20 protein-coding genes, 1 tRNA gene and 1 pseudogene are annotated in these 15,328 nt (G+C 22.1%); 7 read left to right on the top strand and 15 right to left on the bottom strand.

Translation table 4 applies throughout. From position 1 onward, the window contains the following. Positions 1 to 486: 486 nt before the first annotated feature. Complete coding sequence (locus AAHM85_RS05835; RefSeq protein ID WP_342261211.1) at positions 487 to 1,365, bottom strand: IS1595 family transposase; 879 nt, start codon at positions 1,363 to 1,365, stop codon at positions 487 to 489. Between the two features lie 350 nt (positions 1,366 to 1,715). On the opposite strand from AAHM85_RS05835, the gene AAHM85_RS05830 reads away from it, so the two are divergent. Then, on the top strand, positions 1,716 to 2,063 hold the full coding sequence (locus AAHM85_RS05830) for a transposase family protein (RefSeq protein WP_342260488.1): 348 nt from the start codon (positions 1,716 to 1,718) through the stop codon (positions 2,061 to 2,063). 4 nt (positions 2,064 to 2,067) lie between these two features. After that, on the top strand, positions 2,068 to 2,562 hold the full coding sequence (locus tag AAHM85_RS05825) for a transposase family protein (protein WP_342260487.1): 495 nt from the start codon (positions 2,068 to 2,070) through the stop codon (positions 2,560 to 2,562). A 5-nt stretch (positions 2,563 to 2,567) separates the two neighbouring features. Here the strand turns inward: AAHM85_RS05825 and argF are convergent, their stop codons facing one another. From argF to AAHM85_RS05755, 14 genes are all read right to left on the bottom strand, one after another. Then, on the bottom strand, positions 2,568 to 3,572 hold the full coding sequence (gene argF, locus AAHM85_RS05820) for an ornithine carbamoyltransferase (protein WP_342261353.1): 1,005 nt from the start codon (positions 3,570 to 3,572) through the stop codon (positions 2,568 to 2,570). A gap of 235 nt (positions 3,573 to 3,807) precedes the next feature. Next, positions 3,808 to 3,999, bottom strand: coding sequence for a hypothetical protein (locus tag AAHM85_RS05815; RefSeq protein ID WP_342261352.1), 192 nt, complete (start codon positions 3,997 to 3,999; stop codon positions 3,808 to 3,810). A 366-nt stretch (positions 4,000 to 4,365) separates the two neighbouring features. Beyond that, positions 4,366 to 5,181: a hypothetical protein gene (locus AAHM85_RS05810; protein WP_342261351.1), complete on the bottom strand. Its 816-nt coding sequence runs from the start codon at positions 5,179 to 5,181 to the stop codon at positions 4,366 to 4,368. Positions 5,182 to 5,234: 53 nt separating this feature from the next. Then, positions 5,235 to 6,893, bottom strand: coding sequence for a DAK2 domain-containing protein (locus AAHM85_RS05805; RefSeq protein WP_342261350.1), 1,659 nt, complete (start codon positions 6,891 to 6,893; stop codon positions 5,235 to 5,237). 23 nt (positions 6,894 to 6,916) lie between these two features. Further along, positions 6,917 to 7,210 carry a hypothetical protein gene (locus AAHM85_RS05800; protein WP_342261349.1) on the bottom strand — a complete coding sequence of 98 codons (294 nt, stop codon included), beginning with the start codon at positions 7,208 to 7,210 and terminating at the stop codon, positions 6,917 to 6,919. Between the two features lie 105 nt (positions 7,211 to 7,315). Continuing rightward, complete coding sequence (locus AAHM85_RS05795; protein WP_342260635.1) at positions 7,316 to 7,453, bottom strand: hypothetical protein; 138 nt, start codon at positions 7,451 to 7,453, stop codon at positions 7,316 to 7,318. Further along, on the bottom strand, positions 7,407 to 8,093 hold the full coding sequence (locus tag AAHM85_RS05790) for a hypothetical protein (protein WP_342261348.1): 687 nt from the start codon (positions 8,091 to 8,093) through the stop codon (positions 7,407 to 7,409). The genes AAHM85_RS05795 and AAHM85_RS05790 overlap by 47 nt, the downstream gene beginning before the upstream one ends. Positions 8,094 to 8,204: 111 nt before the next feature. Further along, a complete protein-coding gene (locus AAHM85_RS05785) occupies positions 8,205 to 8,597 on the bottom strand; it encodes a transposase (RefSeq protein WP_342261347.1) in 393 nt (130 codons plus the stop codon). Between the two features lie 139 nt (positions 8,598 to 8,736). Beyond that, positions 8,737 to 9,129 carry a ribosome hibernation-promoting factor, HPF/YfiA family gene (gene hpf, locus AAHM85_RS05780; protein ID WP_342261346.1) on the bottom strand — a complete coding sequence of 131 codons (393 nt, stop codon included), beginning with the start codon at positions 9,127 to 9,129 and terminating at the stop codon, positions 8,737 to 8,739. Between the two features lie 166 nt (positions 9,130 to 9,295). Continuing rightward, positions 9,296 to 10,489, bottom strand: coding sequence for a hypothetical protein (locus tag AAHM85_RS05775; protein WP_342261345.1), 1,194 nt, complete (start codon positions 10,487 to 10,489; stop codon positions 9,296 to 9,298). 120 nt (positions 10,490 to 10,609) lie between these two features. Next, on the bottom strand, positions 10,610 to 10,861 hold the full coding sequence (locus tag AAHM85_RS05770; RefSeq protein WP_342261344.1) for a hypothetical protein: 252 nt from the start codon (positions 10,859 to 10,861) through the stop codon (positions 10,610 to 10,612). A 132-nt stretch (positions 10,862 to 10,993) separates the two neighbouring features. Further along, on the bottom strand, positions 10,994 to 11,488 hold the full coding sequence (locus AAHM85_RS05765) for a transposase family protein (RefSeq protein WP_342260487.1): 495 nt from the start codon (positions 11,486 to 11,488) through the stop codon (positions 10,994 to 10,996). A gap of 4 nt (positions 11,489 to 11,492) precedes the next feature. Then, positions 11,493 to 11,840: a transposase family protein gene (locus AAHM85_RS05760; protein ID WP_342260488.1), complete on the bottom strand. Its 348-nt coding sequence runs from the start codon at positions 11,838 to 11,840 to the stop codon at positions 11,493 to 11,495. A 589-nt stretch (positions 11,841 to 12,429) separates the two neighbouring features. Further along, positions 12,430 to 12,506: transfer RNA gene (locus tag AAHM85_RS05755), tRNA-Ile, on the bottom strand. A gap of 175 nt (positions 12,507 to 12,681) precedes the next feature. Here AAHM85_RS05755 and AAHM85_RS05750 point away from each other — a divergent pair. The 5 genes and pseudogenes from AAHM85_RS05750 (at position 12,682) to AAHM85_RS05730 (ending at position 15,248) form a co-directional block, all read left to right on the top strand. After that, positions 12,682 to 12,843: a hypothetical protein gene (locus AAHM85_RS05750; protein WP_342261343.1), complete on the top strand. Its 162-nt coding sequence runs from the start codon at positions 12,682 to 12,684 to the stop codon at positions 12,841 to 12,843. A gap of 125 nt (positions 12,844 to 12,968) precedes the next feature. Continuing rightward, entirely contained in the window at positions 12,969 to 13,226 is a 258-nt protein-coding gene (locus AAHM85_RS05745; protein ID WP_342261342.1) for a hypothetical protein, read from the top strand. Positions 13,227 to 14,057: 831 nt separating this feature from the next. Beyond that, positions 14,058 to 14,351: pseudogene (locus tag AAHM85_RS05740) on the top strand (ISNCY family transposase); the annotation flags it as partial. 125 nt (positions 14,352 to 14,476) lie between these two features. After that, a complete protein-coding gene (locus tag AAHM85_RS05735; protein WP_342261340.1) occupies positions 14,477 to 14,773 on the top strand; it encodes a transposase family protein in 297 nt (98 codons plus the stop codon). 4 nt (positions 14,774 to 14,777) lie between these two features. Beyond that, on the top strand, positions 14,778 to 15,248 hold the full coding sequence (locus AAHM85_RS05730; protein ID WP_342260936.1) for a transposase family protein: 471 nt from the start codon (positions 14,778 to 14,780) through the stop codon (positions 15,246 to 15,248). The last annotated feature ends 80 nt before the right edge of the window (positions 15,249 to 15,328 follow it).

Here is a 15,328-nt window from a genome sequence, read left to right as displayed (position 1 = left end):
ATTACATAAATATGTTATACCAATGCCTGCTATATTGTACTAAACAAAAAAAACACTACCAATAATGCCCACTTTTTTTCATATATTTAATCCTTGATGATTATATATTAATTGTTGTCTACTATCTTCTGATATTCCTTCTTGTCTTATCATAATTTGCTCCTATTTTCCTAATTTGAGTTAATAAAATTAATCGGAATTTTACGCTTATTGGTTAACACTTAATTCTTAATAAATAATTTAATTATGATATTTTTAAATGTGATTTTTTCTTTACGGTTATTATATTTAAAACAAAATTCATTTAAATAAGATTGGAGTCATTTTTTTGAAACTCAATGAAATTGGCCGATAAAACCTCTTTTTAATATTGCTCAAAAACTTTCTATTGTATTTGTATGAATACCATTATAAGAAAAATATTTTTTGTGATTAACTTGTTCATGTGGTAAAATTTTACGGAATTTTACGCTTATTGGTTAACACTTAATTCTTAATAAATAATTTAATTATGATATTTTTAAATGTGATTTTTTCTTTACGGTTATTATATTTAAAACAAAATTCATTTAAATAAGATTGGAGTCATTTTTTTGAAACTCAATGAAATTGGCCGATAAAACCTCTTTTTAATATTGCTCAAAAACTTTCTATTGTATTTGTATGAATACCATTATAAGAAAAATATTTTTTGTGATTAACTTGTTCATGTGGTAAAATTTTATTCATTTTATAATATCCACGATATTCATCAGTAAAAAGAATAGAATTGTTAATATCAACATTTTCTTTAACTATTTTCATTAAATTTTCAGATTTAATACTTTTATTTTTTGCATGAAATAATTTAACATTACCATTTCGTTCAATAATGCCAACAACACACTCTTTACTAGTTCCTCTACCACGTAATGAGTTATTTTTATTATCAACATCATTATATTTACGCGGTTTTCCACCCACATATGTTTCATCCATCTCTAATATTTTTGCTAATAATTTAATCTCATCATTAGCCATTGCCTTTCTAATTTTATGCATCATTTTTCATACAGTTGCTAAACGTAAATTTAAGTCTCTTGAAGCTTGAGATGATGATAAACTTTTTTTAGCATTAGCCATTAACACTATTAAAATAAATCACTTTTGAAGTGGTACACGTGTATGATGAAAAATAGTTTGAGCAGTTACACTAAAAGACTTATGACATTTTTTGCATTTATAACGCGACTCTTTTAAAACAGAGTTAACTTTTTCACTAAAACAAAAAAGACATTTTGGTTTGTTATTTCATCTTATTTCTTCTAAAAATTTTATACAAGATTCTTGGTTTGGAAATTTATTTATTATGTCTAAAATATTCATTTTCAATCACCTTTAATTAGATTTTATTTTACTAATATCTAATTATAGTTTTCAGAAATAATAATGTATATAAGTTATTGCCAATAAACGTAAAATTCCGAAATTAATTATTAATATCTTAACATAAAACTAACATTAATATTTTATTAAATAATCAATTAATAGTATTTAATATTCTAAAATAAAAAGTAAAAAAACTAATTAATACAAATAAGTTTATTAAATAAGATAATTAAAAATTCTTTTCATTTTTAATATAATCTCCTATATTAGACTTACTGCATAACTAGTTAACTTTTTATTTTTTTGTTATTATTAAAATAAAATTTGAATAGTTAAGGATAAACTTTATGACATATTTTGAATTAAAAGATAAATCTGATCAATATTTTCGTAAAATAGTGGGTATTAATAAACTCGTTTTTAACGAAATTTTAAATATTTTATTAGAACATCAAAAACTCAAAACTACTATTGGTGGAAGGCCATATAAAATGTCAATAGAAGATCGACTAGTAATGAGTTTAAGATATTTATATGAAAATCGTACATATCATAGTATTGGTGCTGAGTATGGTATGGTTGATACTACTGCTTTACGAAATATTCGTTCAATTGAAGATATTTTAATAAAGAATAATAAGTTTAATAATTTAACAAATAAAAATATTTTTTTAAAAAGAAGAATTAAAAAATAAAATTTTGATAATTGATGTAACAGAGGTAGAAACAGAACGACCAAAATATAACCAAAAAGATTGATTTTCTGGTAAAAAATGAATGCATACTGTTAAGTTTCAAACCGTAATTAATGCAAATACTAATGAAATTTTAAATATTTTTTCTGATATTGGTAAAAATCATGATTTTAAAACTTTTAAGAATTCAAAGTTAAAGTTTTTACCAGAAACTATAATTCTTGCAGATAAAGGTTATCAAGGTTTACAAAAAATTCATGCTAATACATTTTTACCCATTAAAATTAGCAAAAATAATCCTAAAACAAATAAAACCAAAATCTTTAATAAGATTATTAATAAAACTCGTAGAAAAATTGAACATGTTTTTGCATTTTTAAAATGTTTTAAGATTATTGGTTATAAATTTAGAAAAGCCAGAAAACGAATATTTTTAAGATTTAATTTAATTGCAGGATTTTATAATTTATCATTAAAACTTAAAAACGTTATGCAGTAAGTCTATTATCCTTTCAAAGTTGCTAACATTACAGCCTTAATAGTATGTAAACAATTTTCTGACTGTTGAAATACCTTTGATGCAGAAGATTGAAATACTTCATCAGTAACTTCTAATTCACCTGTTCCACCATATTGCTTAACAATATCTTGAGTAATTTGTGTATTACCATCATGAAAACTTGGTAAAGAGTGTAAAAATATAACATCTGATTTTGCAATTTTCATTTTTTCATTATTAACTTGATATGGCATTAATTCTTTAATTCGTTGTTTTAATAAAACTTTATCTTCACATACAGATGATCAAACATCAGTAGCAACTACGTCAGCATCTTTACTTGCTGTTTTATAATCTTCTGTTAAAATAATAGAACCACCAGTTTCTTGAGCAATTTCTTGACATTGTTTTAATAGTTGAGGATATGGTCATAAATTTTTATTAGTACAGATTACTAAATTCATTCCTAATTTTGCACTAATAATCATATAACTATTAGCCATATTAAAACGAGCATCTCCAAAATAAACAAATTTAATACCTTTAACATTTTTATTTTTTTTACACTCTTGAATTGTCATGATATCAGCTAGCATTTGCGTTGGATGATATAAGTCAGTTAAGCTATTTCATATTGGAACACCGGCATTTTCAGCTAATTCTTCAACATCAGTTTGTTTATATCCACGAAATTGAATACCATTATAAATTCTACCAAGAAATTTAGCAGTATCAATAATTGATTCTTTAATTCCTAATTTACTACTAGTTGGATCAAAATATGTTGAATGCATTCCTAAATCACAAGCAGCAACTTCAAATGCGCTTCTTGTTCGTAATGAATCTTTTCGATATAATAAAGCAACACTATAACCTTTTAATGGCTGCTTTTCTATTCCTTTTTGTTTTGCAATTTTTAAAGTAGCAGCTAATTCTAATAAGTAATAAATTTCTTCTGGAGTAAAGTCTAATAAACAAATAAAATTTCTGCCTTTTAAATTAATAGCCACGATATGTTTTCTTCCTTTCAGATCCTAATATCTTTATTTAATTTAACATTGATATACAATGTGGACAACACTCTGACCACACGACAATTCAGAATTAGTAATTTCATAAACATGGATATGTATTATTATATTTAATTTTTAACTAAAATTTATTAACACCAGTAATTATTTTGTTAATAAATTGTTGAACTGAAAGTTGCTTTAAATATTTTCTAGTGAAATAATATATTCTTTTTTAGAATTCCATTTTTTCAAAATTTGATTGATTAAGTAAAAACATTTTTTTATCTTGGATAATACCCATTGCAACAAACTTTTTAATATAAAATACTCCAATACCATTTCTGATAAAAATTTTAGCAAGTAATAAAACTATTTTTAATTTATTAATTTCTGAATATATATTAACAGCAGACTTACTTTGCATTCAGTATTCTCCTTAACTTAAAATATTCTTTTTTTCTCTCTCATAGTTAACATTTAAAACCTTTTTTTATATTTTTGCAATAAATATACAAAAAATTACTAATTAAAATATATATATTAAATTAATAAGTGTATTTTATTGTATATTTAAAATTTTATTTTGATAGTTTTAAATTTTAAATATACAATAATAAATGAAAATGAAAAATATTAGTTTAGTAATTAAATGTAAAATTAAAAAAACAAAACTTTAAAACTTACTAAAATAGAATATTTTATAAAAGTTTTGAAAATAATGTTTTATCAATAAAACTTAATATAATTTTAAATTTAAAATTTGTACCTATAATTTAGATACAAATTTTTATTATTTCTCATTTTGCTGTGTGTACATCACAATACGTAAAATAAGTTGTAATATTTCATAAATCATACGAATCAAGTAATAAATAAACTTAATTTGGAAAATTCAACTAATAGCACGTATTTCTTTTTCATTTAAAACACCAACAAGATTTTGACAAATTTCTTTTCTTGATTTAGCATAAAAAATCATTTGCATTGATGAAAAAAAAATCAATAAAATACTACCTATAATTGATAAAACAATTGAGAGTATATTGGCGCTCGCTACTGATAAAGTAATTCAAGAATTAGCAGGTGAAAGAGCAAATAGAATAGCAAGTGCAAAAGGAATTAAAACAAAAAATAATGTTATTTTACGAGAAAAATCTCATCAAAAAGTATTAAAACGACTACTATTTGAACTACTTACTGCTCAAGTACTTTCCATTGCCATTGCTAAAGTATAAATAGAACGACGGTGATAAGTTCATGGTAATAATCTTAAAGTAAAATTACCATTATTAAATAAATATGGTCTTAAATAAAAAAATCTGGGTTCAACAGTAATACTATTAACATTACCAAATCCCTTAAATTTTATTCTTTTTGCATTAATACCGTATTTTTTTAAATATTTTTGAGATAACTCGCCACCAGTTAAATTAGCACTATTTTCACGATGAAATCAAGAATACTTAATTCAAGTAAAAAATCAAATCATAGTAACAACAAACAAAATTACACCAACAATAGCTACTAAACTTGCTAAAACAATTAAACTAGTTGATCAAGTCTTTGGATCATTTGGGTTAACTGAGGATAATAATAAATTAGTCATAATCTTCTCCTTTCTAACTATTTGAATAGAGTCTACAATATTATAACATAGTATTATTCAACCACGAAAAGAAAGTTATAAACTTCCTGTTCACCATCAACAATTTCATATTCAATATCATAATCTTCATCTAAAATTTTTTTCATAAAATTAATTTGATCTTTTGAATAACCTTTACCTTTAAAAATAGTAATTATTTCTGCACCATCTCAAATTAATTTAGTAAATAATACTTTAATTACATTAAATAAATTCTCATTTGAAGCAATAATTTTTTCTTTACCATCTTTATTACGAAAACTAACAGCAGAAAAAAAGTGTTTTTTTCCAATTTTAATACCATCTATTTCAACATCACGATCAGCAACTGTTATATAACCAAAAGCAGCATATTTAATTTCACTTCACATATTTTTATTATTTTCTTTTGCACTTAATTCAGGATTGAAATTTAAAGCAGCACGCATACCTTGAGCAATATTTTTAGCAGGTAATACAAAAACTTTTGATTTTTTTTCTAATTTTCTTGCTTGTTCTGCCGCTAAAAATAAATTACTATCATTTGACAAAATAAAAACATTTTTTGCATCAACAATTTCAATTGCCTTTAAAAAATCATCTGTTGATGGATTAATTCTTTTTGAATACATAATAATATTGTTAACCTTTAATTCATCTCTAAAAAAGGTTTCAATTCCTCTACCAGGAACAGCAGCAATTAAAGCAAATTTATTATTTAATTTACGAATTGGTTTAATAGTTTGTGTATGTGCTTTTGCCTGTTCGGTCATATTTTCAATTTTTACTTTTAAAATTTCACCAAATTTCTGAAAATAATTTAAAATTTGACCCGGTTTTAAAGTATGAACATGAACTTTAATTAAATCTTCATCATCTACTAAAACTATTGATTGACCATCCATTGTTTCTAAATCAGTTCGTGTTTTACTTAAATTAAAATCTAACTTACTAACTTTATTTAATTTTACAATAACTTCTGAACAATAACCAAAGTTTTCTTGATTTAAAACCATTTCTAACTTTGCTGTATCTTGTTGTTCTAATTTTTTCTTTGGTGAAATAGCTTTACCATGTTTTAAACCATAGACCATACCTTCAATAATATAAACTAAACCAGCACCACCCGAATCAACAACTCCTACTTTTTTTAAAATTGGTAATAAATCAGGTGTTCTCTTTAATGATTTATTCATTCCTTCTAGTAATTTTTCAAAAATATAAAGCGAGTCTTTGCCTGTTATTTCTAATTCATTAATATAATTAGCACCATCTTTAATAATAGTAAGAATAGTACCTTCTACTGGTTTCATAACTGCACGATATGCATAATCTTGAGCACTTTTTCAAGATTTTAATAAATCCTCATTACTAATGAAATCATTTTTTAAATCTTTTGTTTTTATAGTTTGAAAAAAACCACGAAAAATTTGAGATAAAATAACTCCAGAATTACCACGTGCACCCATCATTAAACCTCGAGAAAAAGTAGTAGCAAATGTTTTTAAACTATCATATTCTTTGCCATTTAATTCTTTTATAGCATTCATCATTGTTAAATTCATATTTGTTCCAGTATCACCATCAGGTACTGGGAAAACATTTAATTTATCAACTTCAAAATGATGATTATAAAGATTATTAGCACCGCTAATAAGCATAACTTTTAAGGTTTTAATATCAATTTTTTTCATTTAATTTCACCTTATATTTTCTTTTATTCTTCAATTAAATCATGAACAAAAATGTTAAGTACTATATAGTCTTGATGTTTAATAATCTTTTCAACAATATATTTTAAATTTTTCTGAGCTTGATTCATAATATTTCAAATATTATTATTAAAAAAACAAACTATATTAATATCAATAATTCAACCTAAATCAGCTTTGTTAACTTTAATTCCATAATTATTATCTTCTTCATAAATATTGGCAACACCTGGTACAGATAAAATACTTTCTGATAATGCTTTTTTAATAATGTTCATAATATCTTTATCTTTCTCCACATAATCACCCCTATTATATTAATAATAAATTAAATTTATACAAAATAAAATCTCTTACAATTTTTATAGTGTCTTATATTATACCTAATATAATATAGGCATTGGTTAGATAAGTTTACTTTCTTGTCTTCAAATCTGTACAAATTGATTTGGAGGCATTTTCAATCTAATAACTATTCTATCATTGTTTCAATATCTAACAAATTTTTCTAATATTTTTATTAAAACTTTCCATACTTTCAAAAGTGCTACCAAACATCATTTTAAAATCTCTTTTAATTCAACGATTTAAACATTCACTAACTTGATTACCTTTAAAACCTGATAGACTTTTTGAATGAATTAGATTAGTACTTGTATTAAAAACTTTACTAACAATTTCGCTTGTATTAGCAGAACCTAAATATGATTGAATAGTCATAAAATTACATTGTTTAGCACTCGCTAATTCTATTTGATTAACCACATTTAACACAGTTTTGGCATTTTCACTTTTGTTTATTTTTCAGCCAACAATTGAATTACTGTACATATCAGTAGCAAAAACAACTAATAATTTTGTTTTTTTATCACCAATAATTATATTTTTAAATCATGTGCCATCCATACCAACTTTTTCAAGAAAGTTATTACTTGAAAAATTACGTTTTAATAAATCTTTATTATTTTTTAAATCACTATTTTCTACTACTCTATTTGTTGATTTAGGTTCTAATAATAATTTAATATTATTATCTTTTAATATTTGTTTTATGCTTGTTTTACTGCATTTAAAACCTTTATTTTTTATTTTTAACTCTAATCTTACTTTTTCAAAACTAGTGATATTAATGTACTTTTTTTCATTTTTAATGAGAACTATTTTGTTTATTGCTTGTATCAAATTATCATTAATTTTTGATTGATATTGCTTTTTACCTTTTTTTACTCATAAATAGTATGCTGTTTTGCTAATAGCTATGTAAACAATAATTTTATTTAATTGATGACCTTTTTACTTATATTTTTCTACTATTAAAAAACACTTATATTTTAATAATTTACTATTTTTTCCCCTTGTTAATTTCTTTTCACAGGCTAATTGCTCCTTTAAAAGTTCTTTTTCAACCTCATCTTTTAAAGCTTGTTTTCTAAGTTTATCAATTTCTTTGTTTAATAGTTTAATTTCAATATCTTTCTTATCGATCCTGTGAGAAGTTTGGGATTTAGAAATTTTGGTGAATGCATTTTCACCTTTAATTTGATATTGGTTAACCCAATTATAAATTAATACTGGAGTTGATAATTTATATTTGACTTGAATTTCATGTATTTTTAGTTTTTTATCAACTAAATACTCATTAACAACGGCTAATTTTGTTTCTTTTGAATAAACTTTATAATTCATAATTTCTCCTTCTGTATTAATTATTTTTAATTATATTACAGATTGAAAATATTAATTGGTAAACTTAAGTGACTGATGCCCATCAACTTTGAATAAAAAAACTAATGCTAATAATTGTATACTTTCATAAATGTTTTCTTTAATCTTTATTTTCTGTTACGTCAATAATAACTTCACTATTATCATCAAGAATTTCTTTAGTTATAAATTGACCAACGCTTTCAACACCAGTTTTATCAGCAACTGTTTTTAAACGACTTAATTGTTTTTCTAACGGAACTAATGTTTTATTAATGCCAACATAAAGATCGTGATTTTCTATTAAACACTGTAAAAAATTATTATTTAATAACTGAATATGAACGGAAATATTATATGTATGATTACTATTTCTTTCAATACCAACTTTAGCAATCATATCTTTTTTAATATATTTAGAATACTTTTCTTGTAAATAATTAAAATTTTTATCAACAGCATTTTTAATTTCATAAGTAATATTAATATTTTTTCCATGGACAATAACTTGCATGATTAATTGCTCCTATCTTTTAATTATTATATACATTTTCCCATAAACAAATAAATTTTAAAAGATAATAGTGTAATTAAATTTAAATTATTAACAACTAAGCAAAATACCAATTATATTTATAATATGCTTAATATCATCTTCAATTAAATTAATGATTAATACTCTATTTTTTATCTTTTCATGATTTTTGTTTTAAAAAATTTTGTTTTCCATTAAAAGTAATAGTTGTTTTTCAACGTGGATAATTATTACCTTTAGTAATAGCATTAGTATTATTTATTGGTTGTAAATTACTAATATCAGAAGTACCTCCATGAAATAAAGGTCGTTGATGTATAATAGTTCAATTATAACTTTTAGGATTATCATTAAGTTTAACATTACTAATAAAGTTGTTTCTAAACATTAGCGCACCTGCATAGTCTTTTCGATATAACTGTGGATTATAATCATCAATAATTTCTCCTTTATTTCATACTTCTTCAATTTGTTGTGATGTTCAAGTTACTTCACTATTAACAACATTACTATTGTTATTAGTTTGAACAGGATTTGGATTACTAGTTACTTGATTATCAAGTAATTTTGATTGTGGAAGTGCACCTCCACCAGTATTATTAATAACTATATTTATACCTTGTGTTGATTTATCGTGTTCATTAAAAATCGATCTGTAAATGATTGGCCCAATAGTTTGTTCACCAAAAAGAGAATTTTGTTCAACACTTGCAGGTATTTCTGTTACTGATAAAGCATTATTATTTGTCAATGATGCTTTTTTTCATTTATTTCTTAGATTAGCCATTATTAATCATAAAGAAAAAAGTACTAAAAAAAAACTACAAATTAATGCAAAACCTCAAGGTAAAATAAAAAATAAAACATTAATAATTTTTTTGTCCATAACATAACTATAAATTTTTTTATAGCCATAACTTATTAATAATCCTGAACCAATAAGTAAGACAAGCGAAATTACTACTACTATTAATGCTCATATTAAAGTTATTACTCCATATTCATTTAAAAAAATAAATGGAATTGTAATAAACACTAAAGTAATAACCGAAAAAATTAAAGTAAAAATTGTTAAAATCTGAAAAGTAAGAGTAAATTTAATGCCTTTACTATTAATTACTTCAGTTAAAAGTGTTAAAATCTCATTAATATTAGTACGATAAAGTATAAGTCATAATACTCAACTTATAATCAAAGTTATTGCCATTAACCCCGAACTAACATTAATTCCTCAACGATTATGAGAATTAATCTTTCTATAATTCTCTGCTGACACTTCCATACTAAAACCTCACAACTCTAAAATCTCATTAAAATCTCATATATTAAATTCTATCATAAATGATGATTAACATGTTTAACGACAATTATGAAATATAAATGAAAATATAACGTTTATAAAAATACTTCTTGAAAATTAAAATTTAGATTTAATTTAATAAAATGTATCATAATATTTTTAATAAACTTTAAATTTACAATGTTCTTTGGGATAATCTTTTGTTAAAGATTGTTGATTTTGTGATTCTGATTTATTAATTTTTTCAATATTTAATCTTTCATCTAATGATTCATCTTCAAAAAAATTCCTTCTACTCTCTTTTTTTGCTAATCTATTTTTTTCTAAAATATCAAATAAACTTTCTGCTTTTAATTCAATATTTAATTGAGATTGTAATAATGTTTTATCTGTTTCTAACGTGGTAGTCATTTTTAATTTTGCAAGTTCTAACTGCTTAGTTAAAATATCTTGTTGTACCCTACTTCTTTCTAGACTTAATTGTTCAATTTCTTTTTGCCTAATTAAATTTTCTGCTTCTATCTTCCTTTTTTCTAATTAGACTTACTGCATAACGTTTTTAAGTTTTAATGATAAATTATAAAATCCTGCAATTAAATTAAATCTTAAAAATATTCGTTTTCTGGCTTTTCTAAATTTATAACCAATAATCTTAAAACATTTTAAAAATGCAAAAACATGTTCAATTTTTCTACGAGTTTTATTAATAATCTTATTAAAGATTTTGGTTTTATTTGTTTTAGGATTATTTTTGCTAATTTTAATGGGTAAAAATGTATTAGCATGAATTTTTTGTAAACCTTGATAACCTTTATCTGCAAGAATTATAGTTTCTGGTAAAAACTTTAACTTTGAATTCTTAAAAGTTTTAAAATCATGATTTTTACCAATATCAGAAAAAATATTTAAAATTTCATTAGTATTTGCATTAATTACGGTTTGAAACTTAACAGTATGCATTCATTTTTTACCAGAAAATCAATCTTTTTGGTTATATTTTGGTCGTTCTGTTTCTACCTCTGTTACATCAATTATCAAAATTTTATTTTTTAATTCTTCTTTTTAAAAAAATATTTTTATTTGTTAAATTATTAAACTTATTATTCTTTATTAAAATATCTTCAATTGAACGAATATTTCGTAAAGCAGTAGTATCAACCATACCATACTCAGCACCAATACTATGATATGTACGATTTTCATATAAATATCTTAAACTCATTACTAGTCGATCTTCTATTGACATTTTATATGGCCTTCCACCAATAGTAGTTTTGAGTTTTTGATGTTCTAATAAAATATTTAAAATTTCGTTAAAAACGAGTTTATTAATACCCACTATTTTACGAAAATATTGATCAGATTTATCTTTTAATTCAAAATATGTCATAAAGTTTATCCTTAACTATTCAAATTTTATTTTAATAATAACAAAAAAATAAAAAGTTAACTAGTTATGCAGTAAGTCTATTCTATGTTTTTATCTTCTATTTGCTTAGTTAAAATAATTAATTCTTTTTCATTTATTTCTAACTTTAATTGTTCAAGTTCTTCTTGCTTAATTAAATTTTTTGCTTCTAATCTTTCTTTTTGTATTTCTGATCTTATTTTACTAATTTCTAATTCCTTAATTAATTTTTTATCGCTTTTCTCAGCATTTATGTGATAAAATTAAAAAATAGTACATAAAGGGAGAAAAGCGTATAATAATTACTATATGGTTAATATACTTAATACTGATATATTATATATTAATTTATAATTCAAAAATAAAAAAATTAAAAATATAAAAAGTACTAAAAAAGAATAACAATCAATAAAAACCTATGACTAATTAAAATATCTGATCAATCATAGATTTTTAATATAACTTTTTATATTCTTAATAAATCAATTGATTTACATCTTTATTATAATTTTTAATTTGATTTAAATAAAAAAAATAAACAAAACTGTTTATTTCATAATTTCACATATAATGGTGGGACTAAATGGACTTGAACCATCGACCTCACGCTTATCAAGCGTGCGCTCTAACCAGCTGAGCTATAGTCCCAAAAAGAGCAACAGAGATATTATATATTTGTTCAATCACGATTGCAATATATAATAACAATATTTTATTTAATTTTTATTTAATATTCTTATAATAAAATTTATATTTTTAAAAGTAAAAAAAATTTTTTGTATAATTTATTCATACAAGGTTTTTTATTAAGAGGGGATTGAGAATGACAAAGATTAAAATACATATCTTAAAAATTGAAAAATGAAATCAAAATCTAGGAAAAGAAGCAACACTAAATGATGATGATATAAAAGATATAAATGAGAATGAGAATATAGAGCAAATTAATGATGACATTATTGCAAAATCACCTACACTTTCATAATCATATTTTTTAGTATATATTTATTAATAATTTTTAATAAAAAAATACTAAATATGAATTAAGTAAAATGATATAATTTATATATAATTTACTTGTTAAATTATATAAGTTTGAGAGGTAAAAAAATGAATGGCAATAAAAATGAAATGAAAATAAAACTCAAAGAAATTTATTTATTAAAATATAAAACAAATCAAAGTGATGATATAAAATATAAAGCATTTGAAACATTAGAATTAGCAACACTATTTCATCTAAGTTTTAAAGAAATAGTTACAAAATTTGGATATCCTAATCGCGAAATTATTCATTATGAAATTATTGTAATACCATTTAATTTAGATGCAAGTAGAATGTTGAATCAAATTAATAAATCAAAATAATATTTAGAAAATATTTAAATATTTTCTAAATATTATTCATTTATATAATTAAATAAACTATTAATTAAAATTTTGCTTATACAATCAATAATTGTAAAAACACTATAAATTTGTTATCATTTTTACATAAAATAATATAGTTTTTAACTTATTAATTTTATAATATAAAAATGTTTTTTTATATTTAAAGAGGTATCAAAATGAAAAAATAGAAAATATTACAGTTAACAACTATAATATTATTTGCAATCACGGTTTTAATTACAATTACTGGTTTATACTTAATTTGATTTAGTAACTTTTATTTTAAATTCGATAATAATGAACAATGTTATTCAAATTTTAAAGTTGGATATACAATGTTAAAACATCTTGGTTTAAGTTATACTATTAGCACTTCAGCAAGTTCTTTCTGTAACTTAAGTCATTTTCCTGATAATTACTATTGTTGAATTCAATTACAAATTGGAGTTATCTTTTGTATAATTATCGTTCCAATCTTATTATATACAGTATTTCTATTCATAGTAGTTATTTTTATTTTTAAAATAAAAGATAAAAATAAAAATTTTTGAGATGCAATCCAAAATTGTGAAATAATTAATAATTACTATGTTCATTAATTTTTATTAATATTTTAAAAATGAAACTTAATTTTGCTAATTTTTGTTTTAACTAAATATTCTCTAAACATTATAATATTTTTATTATAATGTTTTTTATTTTTTTAACAATTTTATTTTATTCTTTGTCATTATTTAATGATAATTTCCTATTAGTTATCGAGTAATAATTTCCCAAAAGTGAAGTTAAATATACTTGGTGATAAATATGGAAAGAAGCATGACTATGAAAGAAAAATATAAGTACAAATTTATAAATAATATTATTATTAATAAATTATCTAAACATCAAGCCAAAAATAAACTTAACCTAACTATTAAAAGAATTAACCAATTGATTCAAATTTTTAATAAAGAAGGTAAAGTGGGTTTTATTCATAAATCTCGAAATAAAATTTCTAATAAGGCAATAAAAATTGAAATTAAAAATAAAATTATAAACTTATATAAAACAAAATATTATAATTTTAATTTTCAACATTTTCATGAAAAATTAATTAATAGACTTACTGCATAACTAGTTAACTTTTTATTTTTTTGTTATTATTAAAATAAAATTTGAATAGTTAAGGATAAACTTTATGACATATTTTAAAAGATAAATCTGATCAATATTTTCGTAAAATAGTGGGTATTAATAAACTCGTTTTTAACGAAATTTTAAATATTTTATTAGAACATCAAAAACTCAAAACTACTATTGGTGGAAGGCCATATAAAATGTCAATAGAAGATCGACTAGTAATGAGTTTAAGATATTTATATGAAAATCGTACATATCATAGTATTGGTGCTGAGTATGGTATGGTTGATACTACTGCTTTACGAAATATTCGTTCAATTGAAGATATTTTAATAAAGAATAATAAGTTTAATAATTTAACAAATAAAAATATTTTTTTAAAAAGAAGAATTAAAAAATAAAATTTTGATAATTGATGTAACAGAGGTAGAAACAGAACGACCAAAATATAACCAAAAAGATTGATTTTCTGGTAAAAAATGAATGCATACTGTTAAGTTTCAAACCGTAATTAATGCAAATACTAATGAAATTTTAAATATTTTTTCTGATATTGGTAAAAATCATGATTTTAAAACTTTTAAGAATTCAAAGTTAAAGTTTTTACCAGAAACTATAATTCTTGCAGATAAAGGTTATCAAGGTTTACAAAAAATTCATGCTAATACATTTTTACCCATTAAAATTAGCAAAAATAATCCTAAAACAAATAAAACCAAAATCTTTAATAAGATTATTAATAAAACTCGTAGAAAAATTGAACATGTTTTTGCATTTTTAAAATGTTTTAAGATTATTGGTTATAAATTTAGAAAAGCCAGAAAACGAATATTTTTAAGATTTAATTTAATTGAGGATTTTATAATTTATCATTAAAACTTAAAAACGTTATGCAGTAAGTCTAATGAAAAAACCATTAAAATTGCATATAGTACAGTTTATACTATATTAATTAA

This window comes from Spiroplasma endosymbiont of Notiophilus biguttatus (assembly GCF_964030985.1).
Taxonomy (GTDB): domain Bacteria; phylum Bacillota_I; class Bacilli_A; order Mycoplasmatales; family VBWQ01; genus Spiroplasma_E; species Spiroplasma_E ixodetis_A.
Note: the sequence above shows the minus strand (reverse complement) of the source record. Positions and strands in the feature narration are given on the sequence as shown.